Consider the following 22,418-nt stretch of genomic DNA (forward strand, 5'->3'; position numbering starts at 1 on the left):
CCAGCTTCCCGCGATGCCGACCAGTGTAAAATAAGTCGACACCTCTCCACAGTCGCTGCTCGGCGGGAACGCCACGGCCCAAGGGCATCATTGCCCAATCAGGGTCGGTCGGCAAGCTTGCGATCGCAGGTCGCCACGCGCTATAGTTGCCTCGCGAATGGGAGAGGGCGGCAAAACCGCCGCCGAAGGCGCAATCCACCCGGAAACGCTCAGGCAAAAGGACCGTTCGTGCAATGAACTCTGGAGAGCGGCGCGCGCTTGTTTTTTAGCGCAGCGCCCACCGATGGGGCCTGCGGCTGCGATTCACTTTTCGGCTGCAAAATCTCTCAGGTACATGGACAGGGGGGTGAACTCGATGCGAGTTCGCCCCTTTTTCGTTTCTGGAATCCACATCAACAATCTCGTACAAGGGTCTGATACGATGCAGAAAACTGTGCTCAACGAGGACCATCGCCGAAGCGGCGCCCGGATGGTCGATTTCGGCGGCTGGGAGATGCCTCTTCACTACGGCTCGCAGATCGAGGAACACCACGCGGTACGCCGCGACGCCGGCATGTTCGACGTTTCTCACATGTGCGTTGTGGATATCACGGGACTTGATAGCGCTGCCTTCCTGCGCCGCCTGATCGCCAACAACATCGACAGGCTGCAGGTCGCGGGCAAGGCGCTGTACAGCGCGATGCTCAACGAAGCCGGCGGCGTGATCGACGACCTGATTGTCTATTACCTCGACGAAAGCAACTACCGGTTGGTTATCAACGCCGGTACTGCGGCCAAGGATCTGCGCTGGATGGCTGGCCGCCTCGCTGACTGGCAGCTTGCGGCGACGATCACGCAACGCCGCGAGGGGGCTGGCGCCCTGGCGATGATCGCCGTGCAAGGCCCGAACGCCCGCCAGAAAGTCTGGCAGGCACTGCCCGACTGCCGTTCGGCATGCGAATCCTTGCAGCCATTTTTTGCCGCGCGCTGCGGGGATCTTTTTATTGCTCGTACCGGCTACACCGGTGAAGACGGTTACGAAATCACTTTACCCGCCGAACAGGCGAGCGAGCTATGGACAGCGCTCGCCGACACCGGCGTCCAGCCCTGCGGTCTCGGCGCCCGCGACACGCTGCGCCTGGAAGCGGGCATGAATCTCTATGGCCAGGACATGGACGAGAATATCTCGCCGCTCGACGCCGGCCTGGCGTGGACCGTCGACCTCGTCGCCCCGCGTGACTTCGTCGGCAAGGCGGCGCTCGTCACCAGACCACAGCAGCAGCAGTTTCTCGGTCTGCTGCTCAAGGACCGCGGCGTCCTGCGTGCGCACCAGAAAGTCGTCACCAGCCAGGGGGCCGGGGAGATTACCAGCGGCAGTTTTTCGCCGACGATGCAGCAATCAATCGCCCTGGCCCGACTGCCGCTCGCCGCCGCGATCGGTGACACAGTCGAAGTGGCGATTCGCGACAAGCTCCTCGCTGCCCGGGTGGTCAAGCCTTGCTTTGTGCGCAAGGGAAGCATTCTGGTTTAATTCCGTATTGTCAATTTGTCAATTTGTCAATTGGCAGCTTTCATCCAATTTGTCAGGAGTAAAAATGAACATCCCCAGCGACCTCAAGTACACCCGGAATCACGAATGGGTCCGCGCCGAAGCCGACGGCACAATTACCGTCGGGATCACCGATCACGCTCAGGAGCTGCTTGGCGACCTCGTTTTCGTCGAACTTCCGGATGTCGGCGTCGAGTTTTCTGCCGATCAGGAGGTGGCAGTCGTCGAATCGGTGAAAGCAGCCTCCGATGTTTACGCACCGCTCACCGGCAGCATCGTCGAAGTCAATCCGATCGCCGTGGATAGCCCGGAAGTGGTCAATCAGGACGCCTACGCTGCCTGGTTGTTCAAGATGCAACCGGCCGCTGCCGCTGACCTGGACGCGCTGCTCGATGCCACCGCCTACCAGCAACTAGTAGACGCCGTTTAGGCAGATCGCATCGCCACCATTACCACCGGAAAACCCAATGGACGCCACGCCCGCACCGCAACCCGCCCCGCAGCCTCACTCCCCGACCCTCACCGAACTGGAACAACGCGACGATTTCATCGACCGTCACATTGGCCCCTGTGGCGGTGAAATCGCGGCCATGCTGGCCAGCATCGGCGTCTCCACGCTCGAGCAACTCATCGATCAGACCGTTCCCGCAGCGATTCGCCTGCGCTCGCCGCTGGCCCTCGGCGAGCCGCGTCCGGAGCACGAGGCCCTTGCAGCACTGCGCGTGACTGCCATGCGCAACCGTGTTCAGCACGCAATGATCGGGCTTGGCTACGCGGACACGCTGACCCCGGCCGTCGTCCTGCGCAATGTCTTCGAGAACCCCGGCTGGTACACCGCGTACACCCCTTACCAGGCGGAAATCGCCCAGGGCCGACTCGAGGCGCTGCTCAACTACCAGCAGATGATCGTCGACCTCAGCGGTCTTGAACTCGCCAACGCCTCGCTACTCGACGAAGCGACCGCCGCAGCGGAGGCGATGTCCATGGCCCGCCGCATCAGCAAGTCGAAATCCAATCGCTTCTTTGTCGACTCCGGCTGCTTCCCGCAGACCATCGACGTCATCAGGACGCGCGCCGCCTTCTTTGGCTTCGACCTCGTCCTCGGGACCCCGGACGTGGCTGCGCAGCAGGAAGCCTTTGGCGCCCTGTTTCAGTATCCGAACGAACTCGGGGAAGTCAGCGACCTCAGCGGACCGATTGCCGCCGCCAAGTCGCGCGGCGCCGTCGTCGCCGTCGCCGCGGATCTGATGGCCTTGGTCCTGCTGCGTTCACCGGGGGACATGGGAGCCGACATCGCTCTCGGCTCCGCGCAGCGCTTCGGTGTCCCGCTCGGCTTCGGCGGTCCGCACGCGGCCTTTTTCGCCACTCGGGACGAGTACAAGCGTTCGATCCCCGGCCGCATCATCGGCGTCTCGATCGACAGCCGCGGCAACAAGGCACTGCGCATGGCGCTGCAGACGCGCGAGCAGCACATCCGCCGCGAGAAAGCCAACTCCAACATCTGCACTTCGCAAGTCTTGCTGGCCAACATCGCCGGCATGTATGCCGTTTACCATGGCCCGCAAGGGCTGCGCACGATCGCCGGCCGCATCCACCGACTCACCGCCATTCTCGCCGAGAGTCTGCAGCGTGCCGGCATCAAGGTGCTGACCCGGCACTTCTTCGATACCTTGTGCGTCGACCTCGGCGGGCACGCCCTGAGCGCCTACAGGGCCGCCATCGATGCCGGCTACAACCTGCGTCAGGTCTCGCCCGGCATCCTCGGAATCGCGGTGAACGAAAAAACATCGCAGGCCGACATCGCCCTGCTGATCAAGCTGCTCGCCGGCGTCAACGTCGACCTCGGCCCAATCGACGAGCGGTTGCGAAACGATGACCCCAGCCTGCCGCCGTCCTTTCTGCGCAGTGACGCCATCCTCACGCATCCGGTGTTCAACACCCACCACACCGAACACGAAATGCTGCGCTATCTGAAGAAACTGCAGAGCAAGGATCTGGCGCTCGACCATTCGATGATCTCGCTGGGTTCATGCACCATGAAGCTCAACGCCAGCAGCGAGATGATGCCGATCACCTGGCCGCAATTCGCCGACATTCACCCCTTCGCCCCGCTCGACCAGGCCGAAGGCTACCTGCAAATGATTGGCGAACTCGAGGAATGGCTCAAGGCGATCACTGGTTTCGACGCCATCTGCATGCAGCCCAATTCAGGCGCGCAGGGTGAATACGCCGGTCTCGTGGCCATCGCGCGCTATCACGCCAGCCGCGGCGACGTCCAGCGCAAGGTCTGCCTGATCCCGCGCTCGGCACACGGCACCAACCCCGCCACCGCGCAGATGTGCGGCATGCGGGTGGTAGTGGTCAATTGCGACGACTCGGGCAACATCGACCTCGCCGACCTTGCCGCCAAAGCGGCACAACACGTGGCCACCCTCGCCTGCCTGATGATCACCTATCCGTCAACGCACGGCGTCTTCGAGGAATCGGTGCAGGAGATTTGCGCCACCGTGCACGCCCACGGCGGCCAGGTGTATATGGACGGAGCCAACCTCAACGCGCAGGTGGGCCTGACTTCACCGGCGCTGATCGGTGCCGACGTCAGCCATATGAACCTGCACAAGACTTTCTGCATCCCGCACGGCGGTGGCGGCCCGGGAATGGGTCCGATCGGCCTCAAAGCGCACCTGGCCCCGTTCATGGCCAACCACAGCGTGCAAAGCATCAGTGGCCCGCACCAGGGCCAGGGGGCGGTGGCGGCTGCGCCATGGGGATCGGCGTCGATCCTGCCCATCTCCTGGATGTATATCGCCATGATGGGCGGCAGCGGACTGACGCGCGCAACGCAAGTCGCCATTCTCAACGCCAACTACGTCGCCAGTCGCCTGCGCCCGCACTACCCGGTGCTATACACCGGCAGCCAGGGCCGCGTGGCGCACGAATGCATCCTCGACATCCGGCCGCTCAAAGTGGCCACCGGCGTTTCCGAGACCGACATCGCCAAGCGCCTGATGGACTACGGTTTTCACGCGCCAACGATCAGCTTCCCGGTCGCCGGAACGATAATGGTCGAGCCGACCGAGTCGGAATCGAAAGCCGAACTCGACCGCTTCATCGCCGCGATGACCGCCATCCGCGAAGAAATTCGCCAGATCGAAGTCGGCCACTGGCCGACCGACGACAACCCGCTCAAGAATGCGCCGCACACCCAGGCCGACATCGTCGACAGTCACTGGAAGCGACCGTACAGCCGCCAGCAAGCCGTCCTGCCCCTGCCCTATGTCGCCGAGAACAAGTTCTGGCCGAGCGTCAATCGCGTAGACGACGTGCATGGCGACCGTCACCTGTTCTGTTCCTGCGTTCCCATCGCAGAGGAGGAAGAGGACGAAGAGGACGAAGAGGCGACGACCTGAAGTGATGCCAGGCGCTCTGAACCAGGCATGGCCGCGACGGGTCCGATGCCGGCAATGGCATTCTGCAGCGCTGCATGAAGGCATCACCTTGATGTGAAAGTCGCGCAAGCGACTCACGAACATCCCTTCTCCCCCTGCGGGAGAAGGGCCGGGGGAAGGTGGACGGTCATGACCTTCATCATCCGGGGTATCTCGACTGTCATGACCGTTAGCGGCATCGACCAGCGCTGCGGCTACGCACAGGCGTCGATTTCTGGCTACACTTCCCCCTCCCCTCTACCCCTCCCGAGGAGATAGACCATGAGCGCACCCATCTATGAACTGTCCGCCGAGCGCCTTGAAGGCGGCGTCCAGTCACTTGGCGACTACGCAGGCAAGGTTCTGCTGATCGTCAACACCGCCAGCAATTGCGGCTTCACGCCTCAATACAAAGGCCTTGAAGACCTCTATATGCGCTATCGCCAACGCGACTTCGAGGTGCTCGGTTTTCCGTGCAACCAGTTCGGTGCCCAGGAACCGGGCGAAGCCGACGAAATCGCCGGCTTCTGTCAGAAGAACTACGGCGTCACTTTCCCGCTGTTTGCCAAGATCGATGTCAACGGCGCGCACGCGCACCCGCTCTACCAGTACTTGAAAAAGGCCTCGCCCGGCCTGCTCGGCAGCGAAGGTATCAAGTGGAACTTCACCAAATTCCTGGTCAACCGCCAGGGCGAGGTGATTGAACGCTACGCCTCGGCGACGGCGCCGGAAAGCATCGCCAAGGACATCGAAGCCCTTCTGTGACGCCGCCTGCGCAAGCCATGTCCGAGAAGTGGCGGGACCTCGTCCGACAAAAGTTTCCGACAGCCACGCGACAGACTGCCAATGCCGACGCCTGACTTCAGCGCCATGTTGCGCTGGCCGAAAGTGCCGGCCTGCTATGGTTGGCTGTCGCTCGACCAGCGCGGTCGCTGGCGAATGCGCGGTGAAGCCGTCAGCCATCGCGGCCTCCAGGATTTCCTCAATCGCCAGTACGCGCACGACGAGGACGGCAATTACTTCGTGCAGAACGGCCCGCAACGAGTCTTCGTCGACCTCGACTACACGCCGTGGGTCTTGCACCTGGCGACGCCGGATTGCTTCGCCACGCAAGTCGGCGAAGCGGTCAGCGAACTGCGCGCTGCGGCCATCGACGAGGAAGGCAATCTGCTGCTCGAAATCCCGGCCGGGATCGCGCTGCTCTGCGACCGCGACCTGCCCACCCTGCTGCCATGCCTGCATCTGGCGAACGGCGAAGTCGCCGACGACGACGCCCTGCTCGCGGCCATCGCGCAAGCAGCTGGTGGCCTCAACGCGGACATCAGCACGCTGACGCTCGTTTGGCAAGCGCAGCACCTTCCCGTGCGCACGCTACAGCGATCGGATATCCCGAAACGCTACGGCTTTATTGCCTCACCACAAGAAGCGCCGCCGGGAGTTTTTCCTTGACGCTACGGCAACTCGCTCTCGACGCCTTGCTGCTCAAAACCGCCGACGAAAAGTGCCTTGCGGTCGAACGTATCGCGCTGACCGCAGCCGCCGCGCTGGTCAGCGATGCCCGGATCGTCAGCGCGCCCGATAGCCGCCGCCTGGCCACGGAAACGCTTCCCGGCCGTAGCGCCCGGCCAGCGCTGGTACCACCAGCACAGCTCGCCAAGCGGCCGGTCACCAGCGTCGAGGGGCGCGCCGCGCTGATCCATTCGCTGGCTCATATCGAGCTCAACGCCGTCAATCTGGCGCTCGACATCGTCTGGCGCTTCGCCGCCATGCCAGCCGATTTCTATCGTGACTGGATCGGCGTCGCCGGCGAAGAAGCGCGCCACTTCGGCTTGCTGCGCGAACATCTCGAAACGATGGGCTACGCTTACGGCGACTTTCCCGCCCACGACGGCCTCTGGGCAATGGCCGAAAGAACCAGCGACGACCTCCTGGCACGCCTGGCGCTGGTCCCGCGGACGCTCGAAGCGCGTGGCCTCGACGCGGCGCCGCCGATTCGTGACAAGCTGCAAGGCGTTGGCGACCAGCGCGGAGCAGCGATCCTGGCGACCATCCTCGCCGACGAGATCGGCCACGTCGCCATCGGCAACCGCTGGTACCGCTGGCTCTGTGCGCAGCGCGGCCGGGATCCAGTGAGCAGCTACGCAGAGCTTGCGCATCGCTATCGCGCGCCCCGCCTGCGCGGTCCTTTCAACCTCGAAGCGCGCCGCGCAGCGGGCTTCGACGAACGGGAACTGGCAGCCTTGCAGGCGCCATGAAGCGGCACCAGAAGGAGGGACGGTGACGGTGACGACCCCACCGCCCTCTTTCCGCCTGGCGGTGCTGCTGACGATGCTGGTCGCGCTGGGCCCCTTGTCCACCGACCTTTACCTGCCGGCACTGCCCACCCTGGCACGGGCGTTCGGCAGCGATGCAGCCGGCGTACAACTGACGCTGTCGGTCTTCCTGGTCGGTTTTGCCTTTGGTCAGCTTTTCTACGGGCCGCTTTCCGATCGCTTTGGCCGCCGACCGCTGCTGCTCGGCGGACTGGCCATCTACTGCCTGGCAACAATCGCCTGCATTCTGGCACAGAGCATCGAGATGCTGATTGCCGCACGCTTCGTGCAGGCCCTCGGCGCCTGTGCCGGCCCGGTCCTCGGCCGTGCCGTCGTCCGTGACGTCTGGGGAGCGACCGAGTCGGCGCGCATCATTGCCTACATGGGCGGCGCGATGGCCATTGCACCACTGCTAGGACCAACGCTGGGCGGCTTTCTCACCGTACTTTTCGGCTGGCAATCCAATTTCGTGGTCTTGCTGCTCATTTGCATTGCCCAGACCATCGCCGTCGCCCGCCTGCTTGGCGAAAGCAACGTCTATCGACACCCGGGAGCGACGCATCCACGCCAGCTCCTCGCCAACTTCCGCCTGCTCCTCGCCAGCCGTAGCTTCCTCGGCTACGTGCTGACTTTTTCCTTTTCCTACAGCGCGCTGTTCGCCTTCATCTCGGCTTCATCCTTCGTGCTCAGCGAACGGCACGGGCTGACGCCGGAGGTATTCGGCATGAGCTTCGGCCTGGTCGTCGCTGGCTATGTCCTCGGCTCGCTTGCTTCCGGAAAACTTGTCCGGCGTTTCGGTGGCGACACCCTGCTCGCTTTCGGCGCCTGGCTCGGCGCTGTCGCCGGCTTGTGCATGGCGGCGCTGGAGTTCTCGGGAGCAAACAGCATTGCCGCCATTCTCGGGCCGATGTTCTTCTGTACCGTGGCCACCGGCCTGGTCATGCCGAACGCCATTGCCAAGGCACTGGCGCCGTATCCGGCAATGGTCGGGTCGGCTTCGGCACTGATGGGTTTCGTGCAGATGAGCCTTGCCGCAGTGGTCGGCGTCGCCGTCGGACACGCATTGTCGGGTGGCGGCGGCGCGCTCGCAGCGGGGGTGGCAATCTGCACGGCACTCGCGCCGCTGTCCTACATGACGCTGATTCGGCCCGGCCGCGGCGCTTGAACAAGGCTGTAGCGCGGCCCGAACGCCAAGGCCGATTTCGGAATAAGATAGCTGCCTTCCGCAACCCTTCGTCGACTTTGGGGCCACCCGCTTGCTAGCCAGAGAAACCACGCCCAGCGCGATCGTCAAGTACCTCGATCAATACGTCATCGGCCAGGAAGACGCCAAGAAGGTCCTCGCCGTGGCCGTTTACTCGCACTATCGGAAAATTGCCACTTTCGCGCAGGACAAGGGCGCGATCGCCAAAAGCAATGTGCTGCTCATCGGACCGTCGGGAACCGGCAAGACCTTGCTCTGCGATACCCTGTCGAGGATGCTGAAGGTTCCCTTCGTCACCGCCGACGCGACTTCCCTCGCCCAGACCAAATACGTCAATGAAGAAATCGAGGCGATCCTGCAGCGCCTGCTCGACAAGGCCGACGGCAGTATCGAGAACGCTCAGCACGGCATCATCTTCATCGACGAAATCGACAAGCTGAAAGCGACCAACACGCAGTCGGGGGCGATCTCCGGCGAGAGCGTGCAACACGCGCTGCTGAAAATCATGGAAGGTTCTCCGGTCAAGCTCAAGGACAATCAGTACGTCGACACCAGCAACGTCCTGTTCATCTGCGGTGGCGCCTTTGTCGGCATCGAGAGCATCATGGCCAAGACGCATGGTTTCGGATTCATCGCCACTTCGACTGATGACAACCAGAATATCCTCGATCGGCTGAACAAGCGGGTGAAGCCTACCGACCTCTTCGAATTCGGTCTGATCCCCGAGTTCACCGGCCGCCTGCCGGTGATCGCCAACCTGCATGAGCTGAGCAAGGCGATGCTGGTACGCATCATGAGCGTACCGAAGAACTCGATCTACCGGCAGTACATCGAGATTTTTCGCGGCGAAAGCGTCGACCTGCGCATCGGCCCGAAAGTCTTCGAACAGATCGCCGAAATCGCCATCGAGTACAAGACCGGCGCGCGCAGCCTGCGCGGCATTTTCGAGGAGCTGATCACGCCGATTCTCTACCTCGTCCCCGACCACCCGGAAATCGCCAGGGTTGAAATCACCTCCCTGTTCGAAGACCCTCGCCTTGTCGGCAGGCAGTGAGCGCGCTGTGGCGGTTTCGTCGCTGCCGCCTGCCGAACAAGAACGCGGTACCAACCGGGCACAAGGCCGCGGCGGCGCCCGCGCCGCTTTGCGGATGGCTTTCCTTGCGCTTGCCGCCTTTCTGATTTTCCTGTCAGGAATCAGTATGTTCCAGGACCAGCTCCTGTACTTCCCCGAACGGGCCAGCGTTGCCGAAATGCAGCTGGCGTCGGGCGGCCTGTCGCCCTGGCCAACGGCGTCCGACTTCCGCGGCCTGCTCGCCGAGCCCGATGGCGCGGTGCGCGCCACGGCGATCATTTTCCACGGCAACGCCGGCCATGCCGGCCACCGTCAGTTCTACGTCGGCGTGCTGACGCGGCTCGGCCTGCGGGTCATTCTCGCCGAGTATCCGGCCTACGGCCCGCGCCCCGGCGAACTCGGCGAGAAGAGCCTGGTCGCCGACGCCGAAAAGACGATTGCGCTTGCGCGGCACAATTACGACGGACCGCTGCTGATCATCGGAGAATCGCTGGGCGCCGGCGTGGCAGCGGCGGCCAGCGATGCGCAGCGCGAACTGATTGCCGGCCTGCTGCTGATCACACCGTGGGACCGGCTCGAACAGGTCGCCGCCCACCACTACCCGCTACTGCCAGTGCAGTGGCTGCTGCGCGACCGCTACGACAGCCTTGCCCACCTGGCGTCTTTCGGGCGCCCGGTGCTGGTCGCCATCGCCGCCAACGATGAAATCGTCCCGCCGCAGTTCGGCCGGGCGCTCTACGCGGCGCTCGCCGAACCGAAACGCCTGGCGGTCATCGACGGCGCCCGCCACAACGACTGGTTTGCGCGCCTCGATAGCGCCTGGTGGCGAGAGGCAGTCGACTTCCTGTTGTCTGCTGCTCCGCGTGGAGCCGCCAATCAGTGAGACCCTTGTCCGCAGATTTCGCAGATTTCGCAGATTTCGCAGATTTCGCAGATTGGGTTGATTTTACTGACCGGCGCGGCTTCTGCTCGCAGGCACGTTAATACCACTGTCGTGATGCACGCAGTGCGGAACATGCGACTTGTGCAGCCCGACAAGGGCTGCGTGCTGCTTTCAGGTCTGCCTGAAGCCTCGTCAGGGATGCAACTCGAAATCAGTGCTCATTGGCCGCTTGCGCCGCTGGCGGGATTTTCGTTGTCAAGGCATTGATCAGATCGAGCGGCAGGGGCAGAACGACCGTCGTCGCCCGGTCGCCGGCGACCTGGGTCATTGTCTGCAGATAGCGCAATTGCATCGCCTCCGGGCGCTGCGCGAGAGTCGTCGCCGCCTCGAGCAGGGCGGCCGCCGCCTGTTTTTCCCCTTCGGCGTGAATCACCTTGGCGCGCCTTTCGCGCTCGGCTTCGGCCTGACGGGCGATGGCCCGGATCATCGATTCGTTGAGGTCGATATGCTTGATCTCGACGTTGGTGACCTTGACGCCCCAGGCGTCGGTCTGCGCGTCGAGGATTTTCTGTACGTCGATATTCAGCCGCTCGCGCTCCGCCAGCATCTCGTCGAGTTCGTGTTTGCCGAGAACGACGCGCAAAGTCGTCTGCGCGAGTTGCGAAGTCGCCATCAGGAACTGCTCGACCTGGATGATCGCCTTTTGCGGGTCGACGACGCGGAAGAAAACGACGGCGTTGACCTTGACCGAAACGTTGTCCCGCGAGATCACGTCCTGCGGCTCGACGTCCATGGTCACTACCCGCAGATCGACGCGCACCATCTGCTGAATGCCGGGAATGAGGATCACCAGTCCAGGCCCCTTGACTTTCCAGAAACGGCCGAGCTGGAAAACCACGCCGCGCTCGTACTCGCGCAGGATGCGTAGCGAGGCGAGCAGCAAAATCAGCAATATCGGTACCAGGACGCTACCCAGGCCCAGATTGAGATCGAAGATCATGGCGTTGCTCCTTTCGATGAGGAAGAATCGTCGCTGGCCTGCACCTCGAGGATCAGACCGTCCATGCCACTGACCCGCACGCGCTGGCCTGCTGCCAGCGGGCCGCTGGCGCGCACGCGCCAACGTTCGCCGTGGACCTGTACCCAGACCTCGTCGCCGTCCACCAACTCGATTTCACCGTTGCTACCGATCATCGCCTCGCGGCCACTGACCACCGGCGCGCGGCGCGCGCGCAGCGCCATGCCGCCACCAAGCAAGACCAGTGCCGCCGAGCTGGCGGCCAGGCCGAAGAGCAGAGGCAGCGGCACCCCCATGCCCGGCACATCGCGATCGAAGAGCAGCAGGCCACCGGCGATGAAGGCCGCGATGCCACCAACTCCGAGCACACCAAAGGTCGGCGTCAGCAGCTCGGCGGCCATCAAGCCGATGCCCAGCACGATCAGTGCCAGACCGGCGTAGTTGACCGGCAGCATCTGCAGCGCAAACATCGCCAGCAGCAGGCAGATCGCACCGACCGTACCGGGGACGCCGAAACCGGGCGACGAGAACTCGAAAATCAGGCCGTAAATGCCGATCATCATCAGGATCAGCGCGAAACTCGGGTTGGCGATCACCGACAGCAGGCGGTGGCGCGCGTCCGGCAGAAGCTCCTGCGTCGCCTTGTCGCGCGTGGTCAGCGTCAGCTTGCCGCTCTGCATCTGCACGCTACGCCCGTCGATCTGGTTCAGCAGATCGGGCACGTCGACGGCCACGACGTCGATAACCTTCTCACGCAAGGCTTCGGAAGCCGTCAGCGTCACCGCCTCGCGCACCGCACGCTCGGCCCACTCGGCGTTGCGGCCATGTTGCTGAGCGAGCCCGCGGATGAAAGCCGCGGCGTCGTTGATCTGCTTGGTTTTCATCGTATCACCGGATAACGGCGCCGACGCTGGAGCCGGTTCTGAAGCTGCGGCGGGTTTGGCGGCGGGCTTGGCAGCCGGGTCGGACGCCGAGCCCGCCGGCGAGGACGAGGGTGAGGGTGACTCCGGACGGCTCGGCGCCGCACCCGGCAGCCCAATCGACACCGGCGTCGCCGCGCCCAGCGTGGTCGCCGGCGACATCGCTGCCAGGTGGCTGGCATAGAGGATGTAGGTGCCGGCACTCGCTGCGCGTGCGCCTTGCGGGCTGACATAGGAAACCACCGGCACCGGCGAGGCGAGAATGGCCTGCACGATCTGGCGCATGGCGCTATCCAGTCCGCCCGGCGTATCGATCCGCAAGACGACCAGCGGTGCCCCCTCGTCTTGCGCTCGCCGCAGGCTGCGCACGACGTAGTCGGCACTGGCCGGACCGATCGCGTCCTGCACCGTGAGCACGATTACAGGCGCACTCGCTGGCACACTCTCTGGCACACTCGTCGCGGCGCGAAGCGCACCCGGCACGCCCCACATTGCCAGGAGCAGCGCCAGCAAACCGAGCAGCCAGCGGGCCAAACGCGGCCGCTGGCCGTACTTGCCAGCAATGGACCGCCGCCTTTCTGGATTACTGAACAGCGCGTTCATCTGTTCCCCCTTCAATTGGAAATGCCGGCGTCGAACACACCTCAAAATAGCCCAGGCAGGCCATCTGCGCTTTCTTTTTTCCGCCGACGCGAACATCGCCAAACTTGCGCTACCATCGCCAATGCCAGGCGATCTGGCGCTGCCCGGCCTCGCGTCGCGGCAGCTGCTCTCTTAGCGACAGAGGAGGATGAGGCAATGATTCTCGAACAAATCGCCACTGGCGGCTGCCAGTCCTATCTTGTCGGCTGCGAGGACACCAGTACGGCAGCCCTGATCGATCCGGAAATCAGCCAGATCGATCACTACCTTGCGCTCGCCGCGCGTGATGGCTTGCGCATCCGTTACCTGATCGACACCCACACCCACGCCGACCATTTCTCGGCAACCCGGCAGCTGGCACGGAAGCTGGCCGTGCCGGTCGTGATGTACCGAACGAGTGCCGCGCCCTTCGTGGACATGCGCATCGGCGACGGTGAGATGCTGATGCTCGGGCGCCTGCGCTTGCAGGTGATGCACACGCCCGGCCACACCAGCGACTCGATGTGCCTGCAGATCGAGGACAGCGTGTTCACCGGCGACACCCTGCTGATCGGTGGAACCGGCCGCACCGACCTGCCGAGTGGCAATCCGGAGGCTCTCTACGACAGCCTCTTCCAGCGCCTTCTGAAACTCGACCCCAGCCTTAGAGTCTTCCCGGCGCACGACTACAAGGGCCGGCAAAGCTCGACCATCGGCGAGGAGATCGCCAGCAACCCGCGCCTGCAGAAGCGCGACCGCGCCGCTTTCGTCGACATGATGCGCGAGCTCAACCTGTCGATGCCGACGCATGTCACCGAGGCACTGCGTACCAATATGAGCGGTGGGAAGTCGGTCGCGCAGTTGCTCGCCGAGGCCGCAGCCAGAGTACCGTTCATCTCGCTCGCCGAGCTCAAGGCGCGCGTCGAAGCCGGCGACCAGGACTTGATCGTCCTCGATGTGCGTGAGCGCGACGCTTACGAAAGCGGCCATGTTCCCGGCGCGCGCCTGCTGCCACGCGGTCAGATCGAGTTGCGCGTCAACCAGGAGCTGCCAGACCCGACGCGGCGCATTCTCACCTGCTGCGAGCTGGGGCAGGTATCGACCCTGGCCGCAGCCACCCTGCGCGAGATGGGCTTCCCGCACGTGGTAGCCCTCGACGGCGGTATGAAGGCCTGGCGAGCGGCGGCGTATCCGTTGAACTCGGGGCAAAACCCCTAGGTCAACGGGAGGACGTAATTCAGCAAATACGTCCAGTGACGGCTTCTGCCGTTTTCCCCTTTCCCCACGCACCATATATAAGGAGCAAACCATGGGACTGCACATCGGCGACGAAGCGCCGGACTTCACTGCCCAGACCACCGAAGGCACGATTCATTTTCACGAATGGATCGGCGATAGCTGGGCCATCCTCTTTTCCCACCCCAAGGACTTCACGCCGGTCTGTACCACCGAGCTGGGCTACCTCGCCCGCCTCAAGCCGGATTTCGACAACCGTAACACCAAGGTCATCGGGCTCTCGATCGACAGCGTGGACGACCACCTGCGCTGGGCCGGCGACATCGAAGAAACGCAGGGCACGGCACTGAACTATCCGCTGATCGGCGATACCGATCTGGTCGTCGCCAAGCTCTACGACATGATTCACCCTAACGCCAGCGGCAAGGCGGCCGAGCGCACAGCGGTCGATAACGCAACCGTACGCTCGGTGTTCCTGATCGGCCCGGACAAGAAAATAAAACTGACGATGACCTATCCGATGAGCGCCGGACGCAATTTTTCCGAGGTCCTGCGCGCGCTCGATGCCATCCAGCTCAACGCCAGGCACACGGTGGCCACGCCGGTGAACTGGCGACCGGGTGATGACGTGATCATCCCAACCTCGGTTTCGGACGAAGCCGCCAAGGCCAAGTATCCAAACGGCTGGAAAACGCTCAAACCCTACCTGCGCGTCATCACCCAGCCCGAGTAGTCAGTCGCTTTCACGGCGGCGGCCGGGAAGGCATCAAGCACGAGCGCGCCGCCAGCCAGCACCAGAGAAAAGCCTTCAGCCGCCTGGCGAAGCCAGCCAGCGGCGCAGCCACGCGCTGCCCGCGTCGACGGCGACCGAGAGCAGGAGCATGGCGGCAATCACCGTACTCGCCTGCGCGTAGTGAAAGAGCGACAGCTCGACATAGAGTAGCTGCCCAAGGCCACCGGCGCCGACGAAGCCGAGAATCGCCGCCATGCGGATATTCATTTCCCAGCGGTAGAGCGAATAGGCGATGAGCTGCGGCGATACTTCCGGCAAGGTGCCGTAGAGAAAAGCGGCAGCGGCCGGCGCACCGGCTTCGAGCAGCGCGTCGCGAGGCCGCGGCGGCGCGTTCTGCAAAGCCTCGGCGAAGAGGCGCCCGAGCACACCACTGGTATGCAGCGCCAGTGCCAGAATGCCGGCAAACGGCCCGAGGCCGGCAGCCAGGGCCATCAAGGTCGCCCACACCAATTCCGGCACCGAGCGCAGCGCGTTGAGTAGAAAGCGCGTCAGCTGCGCGCAGGCCTGCCCGTAGCGCCCCGACGCCGGCAAGGCCAGCAGCAGGCCAGCCGCCGCGGCGAGCAGCGTCCCGAGAGCGGAAATGGCCACCGTCTCCAGTGAGCCCCAGGCCACTTTCACCAACCAGACAGGCGAAAGATCGAGCGGGAAGAAAGCGCCGAAGTAGTCGGCCATCGACGCCAGCGCCGCGCCCGTCAGCAAGGCGGCAAACTCCAGATCAAGCCAGGCGTAGCTGGCCGCCACCGCACTGCCGAGGAGCAGCAACCACAGCAGCGTCCGTGCGCCGAAGACCAGAGCGCTGGCGCGCCCAGAGGCCTCGCCGAGCTGCCGACGCAACAGACCCGAGAGCGCGTCGGCAGCCAGCACCAGCAGCAGGAAAGTGAGCAGGATGGTCGCCGCTTCGCCGCCATTGAGCATGCGCATCGACTGGTCCATCAGCTGGCCGAGCCCACCGGCGCCGACAAAGCCCATCACCACCGAAGCGCGTACCGCACATTCCCAGCGATAGACGGTGTAGGAAGTCAGCTCCTGCGCGGCACCGGGAAGCAGACCGTAGCACAGGGCCTGCAAGCGGCTGCTACCGGCTTCGAGCAATGCCCGTGCCGGCCGGCTGTCGCCTGATTCGAGAATTTCGGCATAGACTTTGGCCAGCATGCCGCCGTAGGTCAGGCCAAGCGCCAGGACGCCGGCCGCCGGGCCAAGGCCGAAGACACGCACGAAAAGCAGCGCCCAGACCAGCTCGGGAAGGCCACGCAACACCACCAGAAGCATCCGCAAGAGCGCCCGCGACCACTCGGCACGGCGGCGCCCCGATCCCGGACCGATGCGTGAAATCGACAAGGCCTGCGTCGTGGCCATGGCCAGCGGCACGGCGAGCACGAAAGCCAGCGCCATGCCGGCGGTGGCAATCGCCAGCGTCTCGAGCGTCGCGCGGCCGAGATAGACGAGAAACTCGCCACTGCTTGCGGGCGGCAGAAAAGCCGCCAGAAAGCCACCCATCACGCGCAGGTTATGGGCTTCGAAAAGCGTCCACGGACGAAATTCGCCGACCACCCCGAGCGGCCAGAGAATGACGATCGCCAGCAGCAGAGCGGCGGCCCGCCCAGGCGCTGCCGGGTCGCGCGAGAGTTTCACCGCCAGCAGGTGCCGCGCAGTGGCGCGCCGGCTGCCAAGGGCGGCTCGCTGGCGAGCAGCGGCCAGCCGCCACCTTCAGTCGCATAGAGCTCGCGCAACAGCGCTTCATCGACCTCGCCGACCGGCAGATCAAAAGCAATCCGCCCCTCGCGCATGCCGACGATGCGCGGAAAACACGACCGCGCCAGGTCGACGGCGTGCAGACTGGCGACCAGCGTCGCTCCGCGCGCCGTGGCATCGCGGCTCAGCACCTGGATGGTCTGCAAGGCCAAGGCCGGGTCGAGCGCGGAAACCGGCTCGTCGGCGAGGACCAGCTGCGCTTGCTGATAGAGCACACGGGCAATGCCGACCCGCTGCAGCTGACCGCCGGAGAGCCGGTCGCAGCGATCGAAAATCCGCTCGCCGAGCTCGAGCCGCGCCAGCGCCGCGCGCGCACCGGCGACGTCGACCGGATAGGCCAGCGAAGCGATTCCCTTCCACCACGGCCACTGCCCCAGGCGACCGGCGAGAACCGCGGTCACCACCCGCTGGCGCGGCGGCAGCGGCGGCGCCTGATGCGCCACACCGATGCGCGCGCGCAAGCGGCGCAGCGCGACCGGCGACAGTGCCCAGGGATCGCCCCCGCGCACATCGATGCGCCCCTTGCTCGGGCGCAAGGCGGCGCTGATCAGACGCAGAAGCGTCGTCTTGCCGGCTCCCGAAGGACCGACGATGGCCAGCTGTTCGCCGGCCTGCACGGCCAGGGCAATGTCGCGCAGCGCGACAAAGCCGTTGCCGTGCGTCAGCTCGACGTCATGCAGACGAAACAAGCGGCCTACTTCAGCAGGCCAGCCGCCTTCGCCGCCTGCTCGATCCCGACGTAGTTCTCTTTCTTCGTCGGGATGAATTTCGTGGCCCTTTGCAGAGCCAGGATCTCGGCGTGCTCCGGATTGCCGGCGTCGAGCTTCAGGAAAGCGGCCTCGATCTTCTTGATCAGCAGCGGATCGAGATCGCCGCGCACGGTCCAGTTGTAGTCGAAATAAGGCGGCGTCGTGGCAATCACGCGGACTTTCTCATCGACTTTCTTCTCCTCGACCAGCTTGGCCCAGACCGAGGCATTGAGCACCCCGGCGTCGGCCTTGCCCGAAGCGACGAAAGCCACCGTGGCATCGTGAGCGCCCGAAAAGGCGACATTCTTGAAGTCGCTGTCGGCGTTGATACCCTCCTCCATCAGGAAGTAGCGCGGCATCAGGTGACCCGAGGTCGACGACGGCGAGCCAAAGGCGAAGACCTTGCCCCTGGTGTCGGCCAGGGTCTTGATGTTCGGGTCGGCAGTAATGAACTTGGAGGTAAAGCGGGCATCTTCCTCGCGCTGAACCAGCGGGATGGCGGTGCCCTGGCTGCGAATGTTGGCCTGCACGTAGGTAAAGCCACCCAGCCACGCCAGATCGAGCTTGTCGCTGGCCAGCGCTTCGACCACCGCTGCATAGTCGGAGACCGGAACGAAGGACACTTTCATCCCCACTTCTTTCTCGAGATACTTGCCGAGCGGCGCGAACTTGCGCTGCAGCTCGGTCGGCGCCTCGTCAGGAATCGCCGAAACGCGCAGCACAGTGTCAGCGTCAGCAGCCACCGCGGTGTGGAAGAAAGTGCTGGCGAGCGCACAGACAAGCGCGCCCTTGAGCGCCAGACGGCGCGAGAAGTGGACCATGAGAACTCCCTGTAAAGACCGGCCACGGCACGGAGTGGGCCGCAGCCTAAACGCGGCCAGGCGTCGAAACGCGGCGGCCGCTAGCAAGAATCGAAGCGGTACCCAGACCGCGGGCGGACTATAGCCGGGCCCACCCGATCAATCAAGCGAGGGAGGTCTTGCCCTGGTCGCGACGAGGTTTCGCGGCGGCCTCGGAAGCAAGTGCCACGCAGCGAGCGGCCAGGATTTCGGTGGGGTCGAGCAGAGCAATTGATTGACCTACGGCGATGTCGATGGCGATCAGCGGCAGTTCGGTACAGCCAAGAATGATCACTTCGGCACCCTGCTCGGCGAGGTGGCCGATCGCCGTCGCCAGATGCTCGCTGCACAAGCCGGACGTGAATCCCGCCTTGACTCCCCGCTCGCCGTAGATCGCCTGCATGACCAGCTCCTGGACGGCTGCGTCGGGAACCAGCAGTTGCAAGCCTGCCGCCTCGGTGACTTCGCGATAAACGCCGCTGGCCACCGTCCCCGAGGTGGCCAGCAGCCCGACTCGGCTGACCAGGGGCATCTGCGAGCGGATATGCTGCACGACCTCGGACAGCATATTCACGATGGGAATGCTGAGATAGGGCTGGATGCGGTCGACGAAGGCGTGCGCCGTGTTGCAGGGGATGGCCACCGCGTGCGCGCCCCCCGCTTCGAGCTGCTTGCAAGTAGCAAGCAGGGCGATGGTCGGATCGGCGCCGCTACCGATCAAGTTGGCGGTTCGATCGGGAATCTGCGGATTCTGCTCGACCATCATCTTGATGTGATCCTGATCGCGCGCAGCGTCGGTCAGGCGCACGACTTTGTGCATGAAATCGACCGTCGCTGCCGGCCCGACGCCACCAACGACGCCGAGCTTGAACTCGCGCAGCGGCGGCGCCGCTTCGCAGCCCAGCGCATACTCGGCATAGACGAGATTGGAATCGACGACCGGAACGGCTACCAGCGAGCGCAGGGAGTCGATCAGCACCGGCACTTCGGACAGACCGGGAACGATAAGCTGCGCGCCGCTGGCGACCAGGCAGTGGCAGGCCTCAGCCAGCAGTTCGACGCACTCGCCGCCGTGGTGCCCGGCCTGATGCCGCTGGGACCATAGATGGCGCGCATCAGCTTGTCGGACTGAACGGCCGCATCCGGATAAACGATCTCGTACCGGGAAGCCCAACTCGCGCTCGAAGATCCCTGATTTCTGCACATAGGTCGAGGTCAATACGCCGATCGTGCGCAGCGCCGGATGCTCGCGCGCCAGCCAGTCGCGCAAGGCATCGAAGAGGCTGATCACGCGCATGTCGAGTTCGGGCGTGATCTCGCGCAGGAAGGTATGCGACACGAAGCAAGGCACCAGGGCGGTATCGATGCCGCGCGCCTCCATCTCCTTGAGCGTGTCATAGACGTAGAACTTGCGTCGGCTCGGATTGTAGGTCTCGTCGGCAATGCTCGGCCCACTGTCGAAGTGACGCTGTTCGAAAGCAATGCCAACGTCACGCATTTCCGGCCGCCGCTGCGTCGCGCCGATCATTTTCAGCAGCAGGTCGGCGCCGGCAATGACGCCGAGGCCGCCGACTACGCCGTATCTGTGCTTGCCCGGTGCCTTGCTGGCATGGGTCGACGCGAATGTCTTCTTGCTCATCATGGCCTGACTTCTGGAACGAGCTTCAATTCATGCTGCGCCACTTGTGGCAGAAATGGCGTTGCTTCGCCTTTCACCCAGGCTTCATGGCCGGCCAGGTAATAGGGCGAAAGCGGGTGCCCGCTTTGCCCCCCCGGCATATGAAGGATCGCGCGCTCTTCATGGCCGGGAGAAACAACCATACGTTCCGACGCCCCAAACGAAGGCCCGGCGACTCGCGGCATGTTGACATCGCCATCGATGGCTTCAATCGGCGCGTCGAGGAACTTCCCGAGCAGTGGAATGAACGGACTCAGCGGGTGCTGAATCGCCGCCCTGTTGCGCGCTCCCCAGGTGACCTGCGCCAGCCGTTCCCGGCTGTCGATGCCCAGGGAATGCAAGCTTGTTTTCAAGACCTCGCGCTCGAACTCGCGCCACGAAGCAAACGGCGCCGGCAAGAGGTGAGCGGGCTTTTTCTGGATCACCTCCCACAGCACGCCCTCCCACTGGTTCGACAGCGAGCCGATCTGGAGATCGGGTTGCGCGTCATAGGCCGCCGCCAGCCAGGCCATGAACAGCGCGTCACGCAACAGGTAGCGATAGGTCCTGACGACGCGGTAGGCCACTGAATCACGGCGCGCCCGCAAGTCTTTTTCGGATCGCAATTGAACGAGCAAAGCCTTCGCCAGGTCGTCCTGCGCAGCGCTTTCGTCGGCCAGCAACTGTTCGAGATGAGCTTTCCAGCGCTCCAGCAACAAACCGCGATCATCGAGCGCGATGGCCAGAAAATCGCCTTCAGCGAAGGAATCACGGGCGAACAAGGCATCGCGGATTTGTTTGGCGCGCGCGCCCAGGTCGTAGCCACCGTTGCCGATGCGCCTGAGCATCTCGCCCGAGGCAACACGGTTGTTTGCGGTCCATAAGCGGCCGTCGGCCGGGTTCATCAGCAGCGGGTATTCTTCCGCCGACAGGTAGCCTTGCCACGAACACGATCCGTCCGCGAAGCTGACCGGTTCGTCACCATCACACCCGACGCGCTTGGGAATGGCGCCAATGATCGTCCATGCCAGATTGCCGCCGCTGTCGACCAGCAGGATGTTCTGCGACGGCAGGCGTGCATGGTGGGCAACGCCGATCGCGTCGGCGACCGTCTCCGTTCTCTCCAGACCAAGAATGCCCAGGTTAATGGCTTGCGTGACGTCATGGGCCAACCATTTGAGCACGAACTTTCGACCATCCGCGCCGCTCCGGGCAACCGGTCCCCAGATCGTCTTTTCAATAGCCACCCGCTGCGCTGGCGCGCCTTTGACGTCGATGGTTTCGTAAACCGTTTCCAGGGGCACTTCTCCGTGCGCAGTCAGATAGCTTCCAGGACGCTCCTGCTCAAGGACAATCACGTCGCTGAAGTCGCCGTAGCTATTGGTGTAGCCCCAGGCGACTTTTCCGTTGCTGCCGGCGACGACAAGCGGCACCCCTGGCAAGGAAACACCGGTCACCTGATGCGCGTAGCGACTCCGCGACTGCTCATCTTCCCCGTAGCGAATCTGCATACGAAACCAGATGTTTGGCACCCGCAACTTCAAGTGCATGTCATTCTGCAGAATCGCCGCACCGTTATCGCTCAAGGCACCCGACACAGCCCAGCTATTGCTCCCCGGCAGCGGTGGCTCCGGACGCTCGCGGATTTGCAGCGGCAGCTCCAGCTTTGCGGACCAGTTCCCAGGCTGGACGCCTCCGGAATGGCAGGCGGCAGCAGCGGCTCACCCCATAGTGGCGCGTCCCACTCGCTTCCTTTGCCGCGCAAGAAAGCATAAAGCGACTCGGGAACGCGTTCCTTCACGTTCAGCCGGGTCAACTTCTTCTCGGCTGTGGACGGCTGCAGGACCAGGTACATCGAGTACGCCGTCAGTATGGTGTCCTCGGCCGTCCAGTCGACGGGCTCTGCGCGCAGCACCCAGTATTCGAATGGCCTGGAACCGAGGCGGTGCAAGCCCTCGTTCACGCCCGCCACATAGGCCAGCAGAATCTCCGACTCGTCACTGGGCAACCCGGCAACGATGGCGCGTGCCCGCGCACGCAGTTGATGGATACGAACGCGCTTGTCGGCCTCCAGCGCCTTGCCGCCGAACAACGCCGACAACTCGCCGGCGGCCTGACGGCGCATCAAATCCATCTGGAAAAACCGCTCCTGCGCATGCACGAAGCCCATCGCCCTGGCCACGGCGGTACGACTGTTCGCCGAAATGGTCACCATGCCCACTTCGTCGCGCGTGACGCTGACCTCCTCATCCAGCTCGGCTAGCGCCACTACGCCATCGAGAGTCGGCAAGCTGGCACGCAGTTGCCAATAGGCCCACGACGCGCCTAACGCGACCAGCAGCACTCCCGCCAGGAGGAGCACGCACAAAACCCGGCGAGCGGAGAACTTCGATTGTTTCTGCATGG

General features: G+C 64.0%; 19 protein-coding genes and 2 riboswitches. Of the genes, 11 read left to right on the forward strand and 8 right to left on the reverse strand.

Annotation, left to right across the window (positions count from 1 at the left end; all coding sequences use genetic code 11):
- Positions 1–148 precede the first annotated feature (148 nt).
- Positions 149–235, forward strand: a riboswitch (glycine riboswitch).
- Between the two features lie 3 nt (positions 236–238).
- Positions 239–344, forward strand: a riboswitch (glycine riboswitch).
- Positions 345–421: 77 nt separating this feature from the next.
- The 9 genes from gcvT (at position 422) to V5B40_RS13965 (ending at position 10,427) form a co-directional block, all read left to right on the forward strand.
- Entirely contained in the window at positions 422–1,510 is a 1,089-nt protein-coding gene (gcvT, locus tag V5B40_RS13925) for a glycine cleavage system aminomethyltransferase GcvT (protein ID WP_332355062.1), read from the forward strand.
- Positions 1,511–1,574: 64 nt separating this feature from the next.
- A complete protein-coding gene (gene gcvH, locus V5B40_RS13930) occupies positions 1,575–1,958 on the forward strand; it encodes a glycine cleavage system protein GcvH (RefSeq protein WP_332355063.1) in 384 nt (127 codons plus the stop codon).
- 37 nt (positions 1,959–1,995) lie between these two features.
- Complete coding sequence (gene gcvP / locus V5B40_RS13935; protein ID WP_332355064.1) at positions 1,996–4,938, forward strand: aminomethyl-transferring glycine dehydrogenase; 2,943 nt, start codon at positions 1,996–1,998, stop codon at positions 4,936–4,938.
- 300 nt (positions 4,939–5,238) lie between these two features.
- Positions 5,239–5,721 carry a glutathione peroxidase gene (locus V5B40_RS13940; RefSeq protein WP_332355065.1) on the forward strand — a complete coding sequence of 161 codons (483 nt, stop codon included), beginning with the start codon at positions 5,239–5,241 and terminating at the stop codon, positions 5,719–5,721.
- 81 nt (positions 5,722–5,802) lie between these two features.
- Positions 5,803–6,405 (forward strand): DUF2946 family protein, encoded by a 603-nt coding sequence (locus V5B40_RS13945; protein WP_332355066.1) that lies wholly within the window; start codon positions 5,803–5,805, stop codon positions 6,403–6,405.
- On the forward strand, positions 6,402–7,211 hold the full coding sequence (locus V5B40_RS13950; protein WP_332355067.1) for a ferritin-like domain-containing protein: 810 nt from the start codon (positions 6,402–6,404) through the stop codon (positions 7,209–7,211). The genes V5B40_RS13945 and V5B40_RS13950 overlap by 4 nt, the downstream gene beginning before the upstream one ends.
- A 22-nt stretch (positions 7,212–7,233) precedes the next feature.
- Positions 7,234–8,433 carry a multidrug effflux MFS transporter gene (locus tag V5B40_RS13955; protein WP_332355068.1) on the forward strand — a complete coding sequence of 400 codons (1,200 nt, stop codon included), beginning with the start codon at positions 7,234–7,236 and terminating at the stop codon, positions 8,431–8,433.
- 91 nt (positions 8,434–8,524) lie between these two features.
- The gene (gene clpX / locus V5B40_RS13960; RefSeq protein WP_332355069.1) at positions 8,525–9,526 is read left to right on the forward strand and encodes an ATP-dependent Clp protease ATP-binding subunit ClpX; all 1,002 of its coding nucleotides are present in this window, start codon (positions 8,525–8,527) and stop codon (positions 9,524–9,526) included.
- A 94-nt stretch (positions 9,527–9,620) separates the two neighbouring features.
- Positions 9,621–10,427, forward strand: coding sequence for an alpha/beta hydrolase (locus tag V5B40_RS13965; RefSeq protein ID WP_332355223.1), 807 nt, complete (start codon positions 9,621–9,623; stop codon positions 10,425–10,427).
- Between the two features lie 211 nt (positions 10,428–10,638).
- Here V5B40_RS13965 and V5B40_RS13970 read toward each other — a convergent pair whose 3' ends face one another.
- Positions 10,639–11,427: a slipin family protein gene (locus tag V5B40_RS13970; RefSeq protein WP_332355070.1), complete on the reverse strand. Its 789-nt coding sequence runs from the start codon at positions 11,425–11,427 to the stop codon at positions 10,639–10,641.
- Positions 11,424–12,968, reverse strand: a complete 1,545-nt coding sequence (locus V5B40_RS13975; RefSeq protein WP_332355071.1) for an NfeD family protein — start codon at positions 12,966–12,968, stop codon at positions 11,424–11,426. The genes V5B40_RS13970 and V5B40_RS13975 overlap by 4 nt, the downstream gene beginning before the upstream one ends.
- A 195-nt stretch (positions 12,969–13,163) precedes the next feature.
- Here V5B40_RS13975 and V5B40_RS13980 point away from each other — a divergent pair, with 195 nt between their 5' ends.
- On the forward strand, positions 13,164–14,204 hold the full coding sequence (locus V5B40_RS13980) for an MBL fold metallo-hydrolase (protein ID WP_332355072.1): 1,041 nt from the start codon (positions 13,164–13,166) through the stop codon (positions 14,202–14,204).
- A 91-nt stretch (positions 14,205–14,295) separates the two neighbouring features.
- Positions 14,296–14,955 carry a peroxiredoxin gene (locus V5B40_RS13985; protein WP_332355073.1) on the forward strand — a complete coding sequence of 220 codons (660 nt, stop codon included), beginning with the start codon at positions 14,296–14,298 and terminating at the stop codon, positions 14,953–14,955.
- Positions 14,956–15,030: 75 nt separating this feature from the next.
- Here the strand turns inward: V5B40_RS13985 and phnE are convergent, their stop codons facing one another.
- The 6 genes from phnE to V5B40_RS14015 form a co-directional block, all read right to left on the reverse strand.
- Positions 15,031–16,647 (reverse strand): phosphonate ABC transporter, permease protein PhnE, encoded by a 1,617-nt coding sequence (phnE, locus tag V5B40_RS13990; protein WP_332355074.1) that lies wholly within the window; start codon positions 16,645–16,647, stop codon positions 15,031–15,033.
- A complete protein-coding gene (locus tag V5B40_RS13995; RefSeq protein ID WP_332355075.1) occupies positions 16,644–17,456 on the reverse strand; it encodes a phosphonate ABC transporter ATP-binding protein in 813 nt (270 codons plus the stop codon). Before V5B40_RS13995 ends, phnE begins: the two co-directional genes overlap by 4 nt.
- A gap of 5 nt (positions 17,457–17,461) precedes the next feature.
- On the reverse strand, positions 17,462–18,337 hold the full coding sequence (locus V5B40_RS14000) for a putative selenate ABC transporter substrate-binding protein (RefSeq protein WP_332355076.1): 876 nt from the start codon (positions 18,335–18,337) through the stop codon (positions 17,462–17,464).
- A 142-nt stretch (positions 18,338–18,479) separates the two neighbouring features.
- Positions 18,480–19,994: an amino acid racemase gene (locus V5B40_RS14005; protein WP_332355077.1), complete on the reverse strand. Its 1,515-nt coding sequence runs from the start codon at positions 19,992–19,994 to the stop codon at positions 18,480–18,482.
- Entirely contained in the window at positions 19,994–21,610 is a 1,617-nt protein-coding gene (locus V5B40_RS14010) for a penicillin acylase family protein (protein ID WP_332355078.1), read from the reverse strand. The genes V5B40_RS14005 and V5B40_RS14010 overlap by 1 nt, the downstream gene beginning before the upstream one ends.
- The gene (locus tag V5B40_RS14015; protein ID WP_332355079.1) at positions 21,595–22,416 is read right to left on the reverse strand and encodes a penicillin acylase family protein; all 822 of its coding nucleotides are present in this window, start codon (positions 22,414–22,416) and stop codon (positions 21,595–21,597) included. The genes V5B40_RS14010 and V5B40_RS14015 overlap by 16 nt, the downstream gene beginning before the upstream one ends.
- Positions 22,417–22,418: the final 2 nt, after the last annotated feature.

Origin of the sequence: Candidatus Accumulibacter meliphilus, assembly GCF_036625345.1 — a bacterium.
GTDB lineage: Bacteria > Pseudomonadota > Gammaproteobacteria > Burkholderiales > Rhodocyclaceae > Accumulibacter > Accumulibacter meliphilus.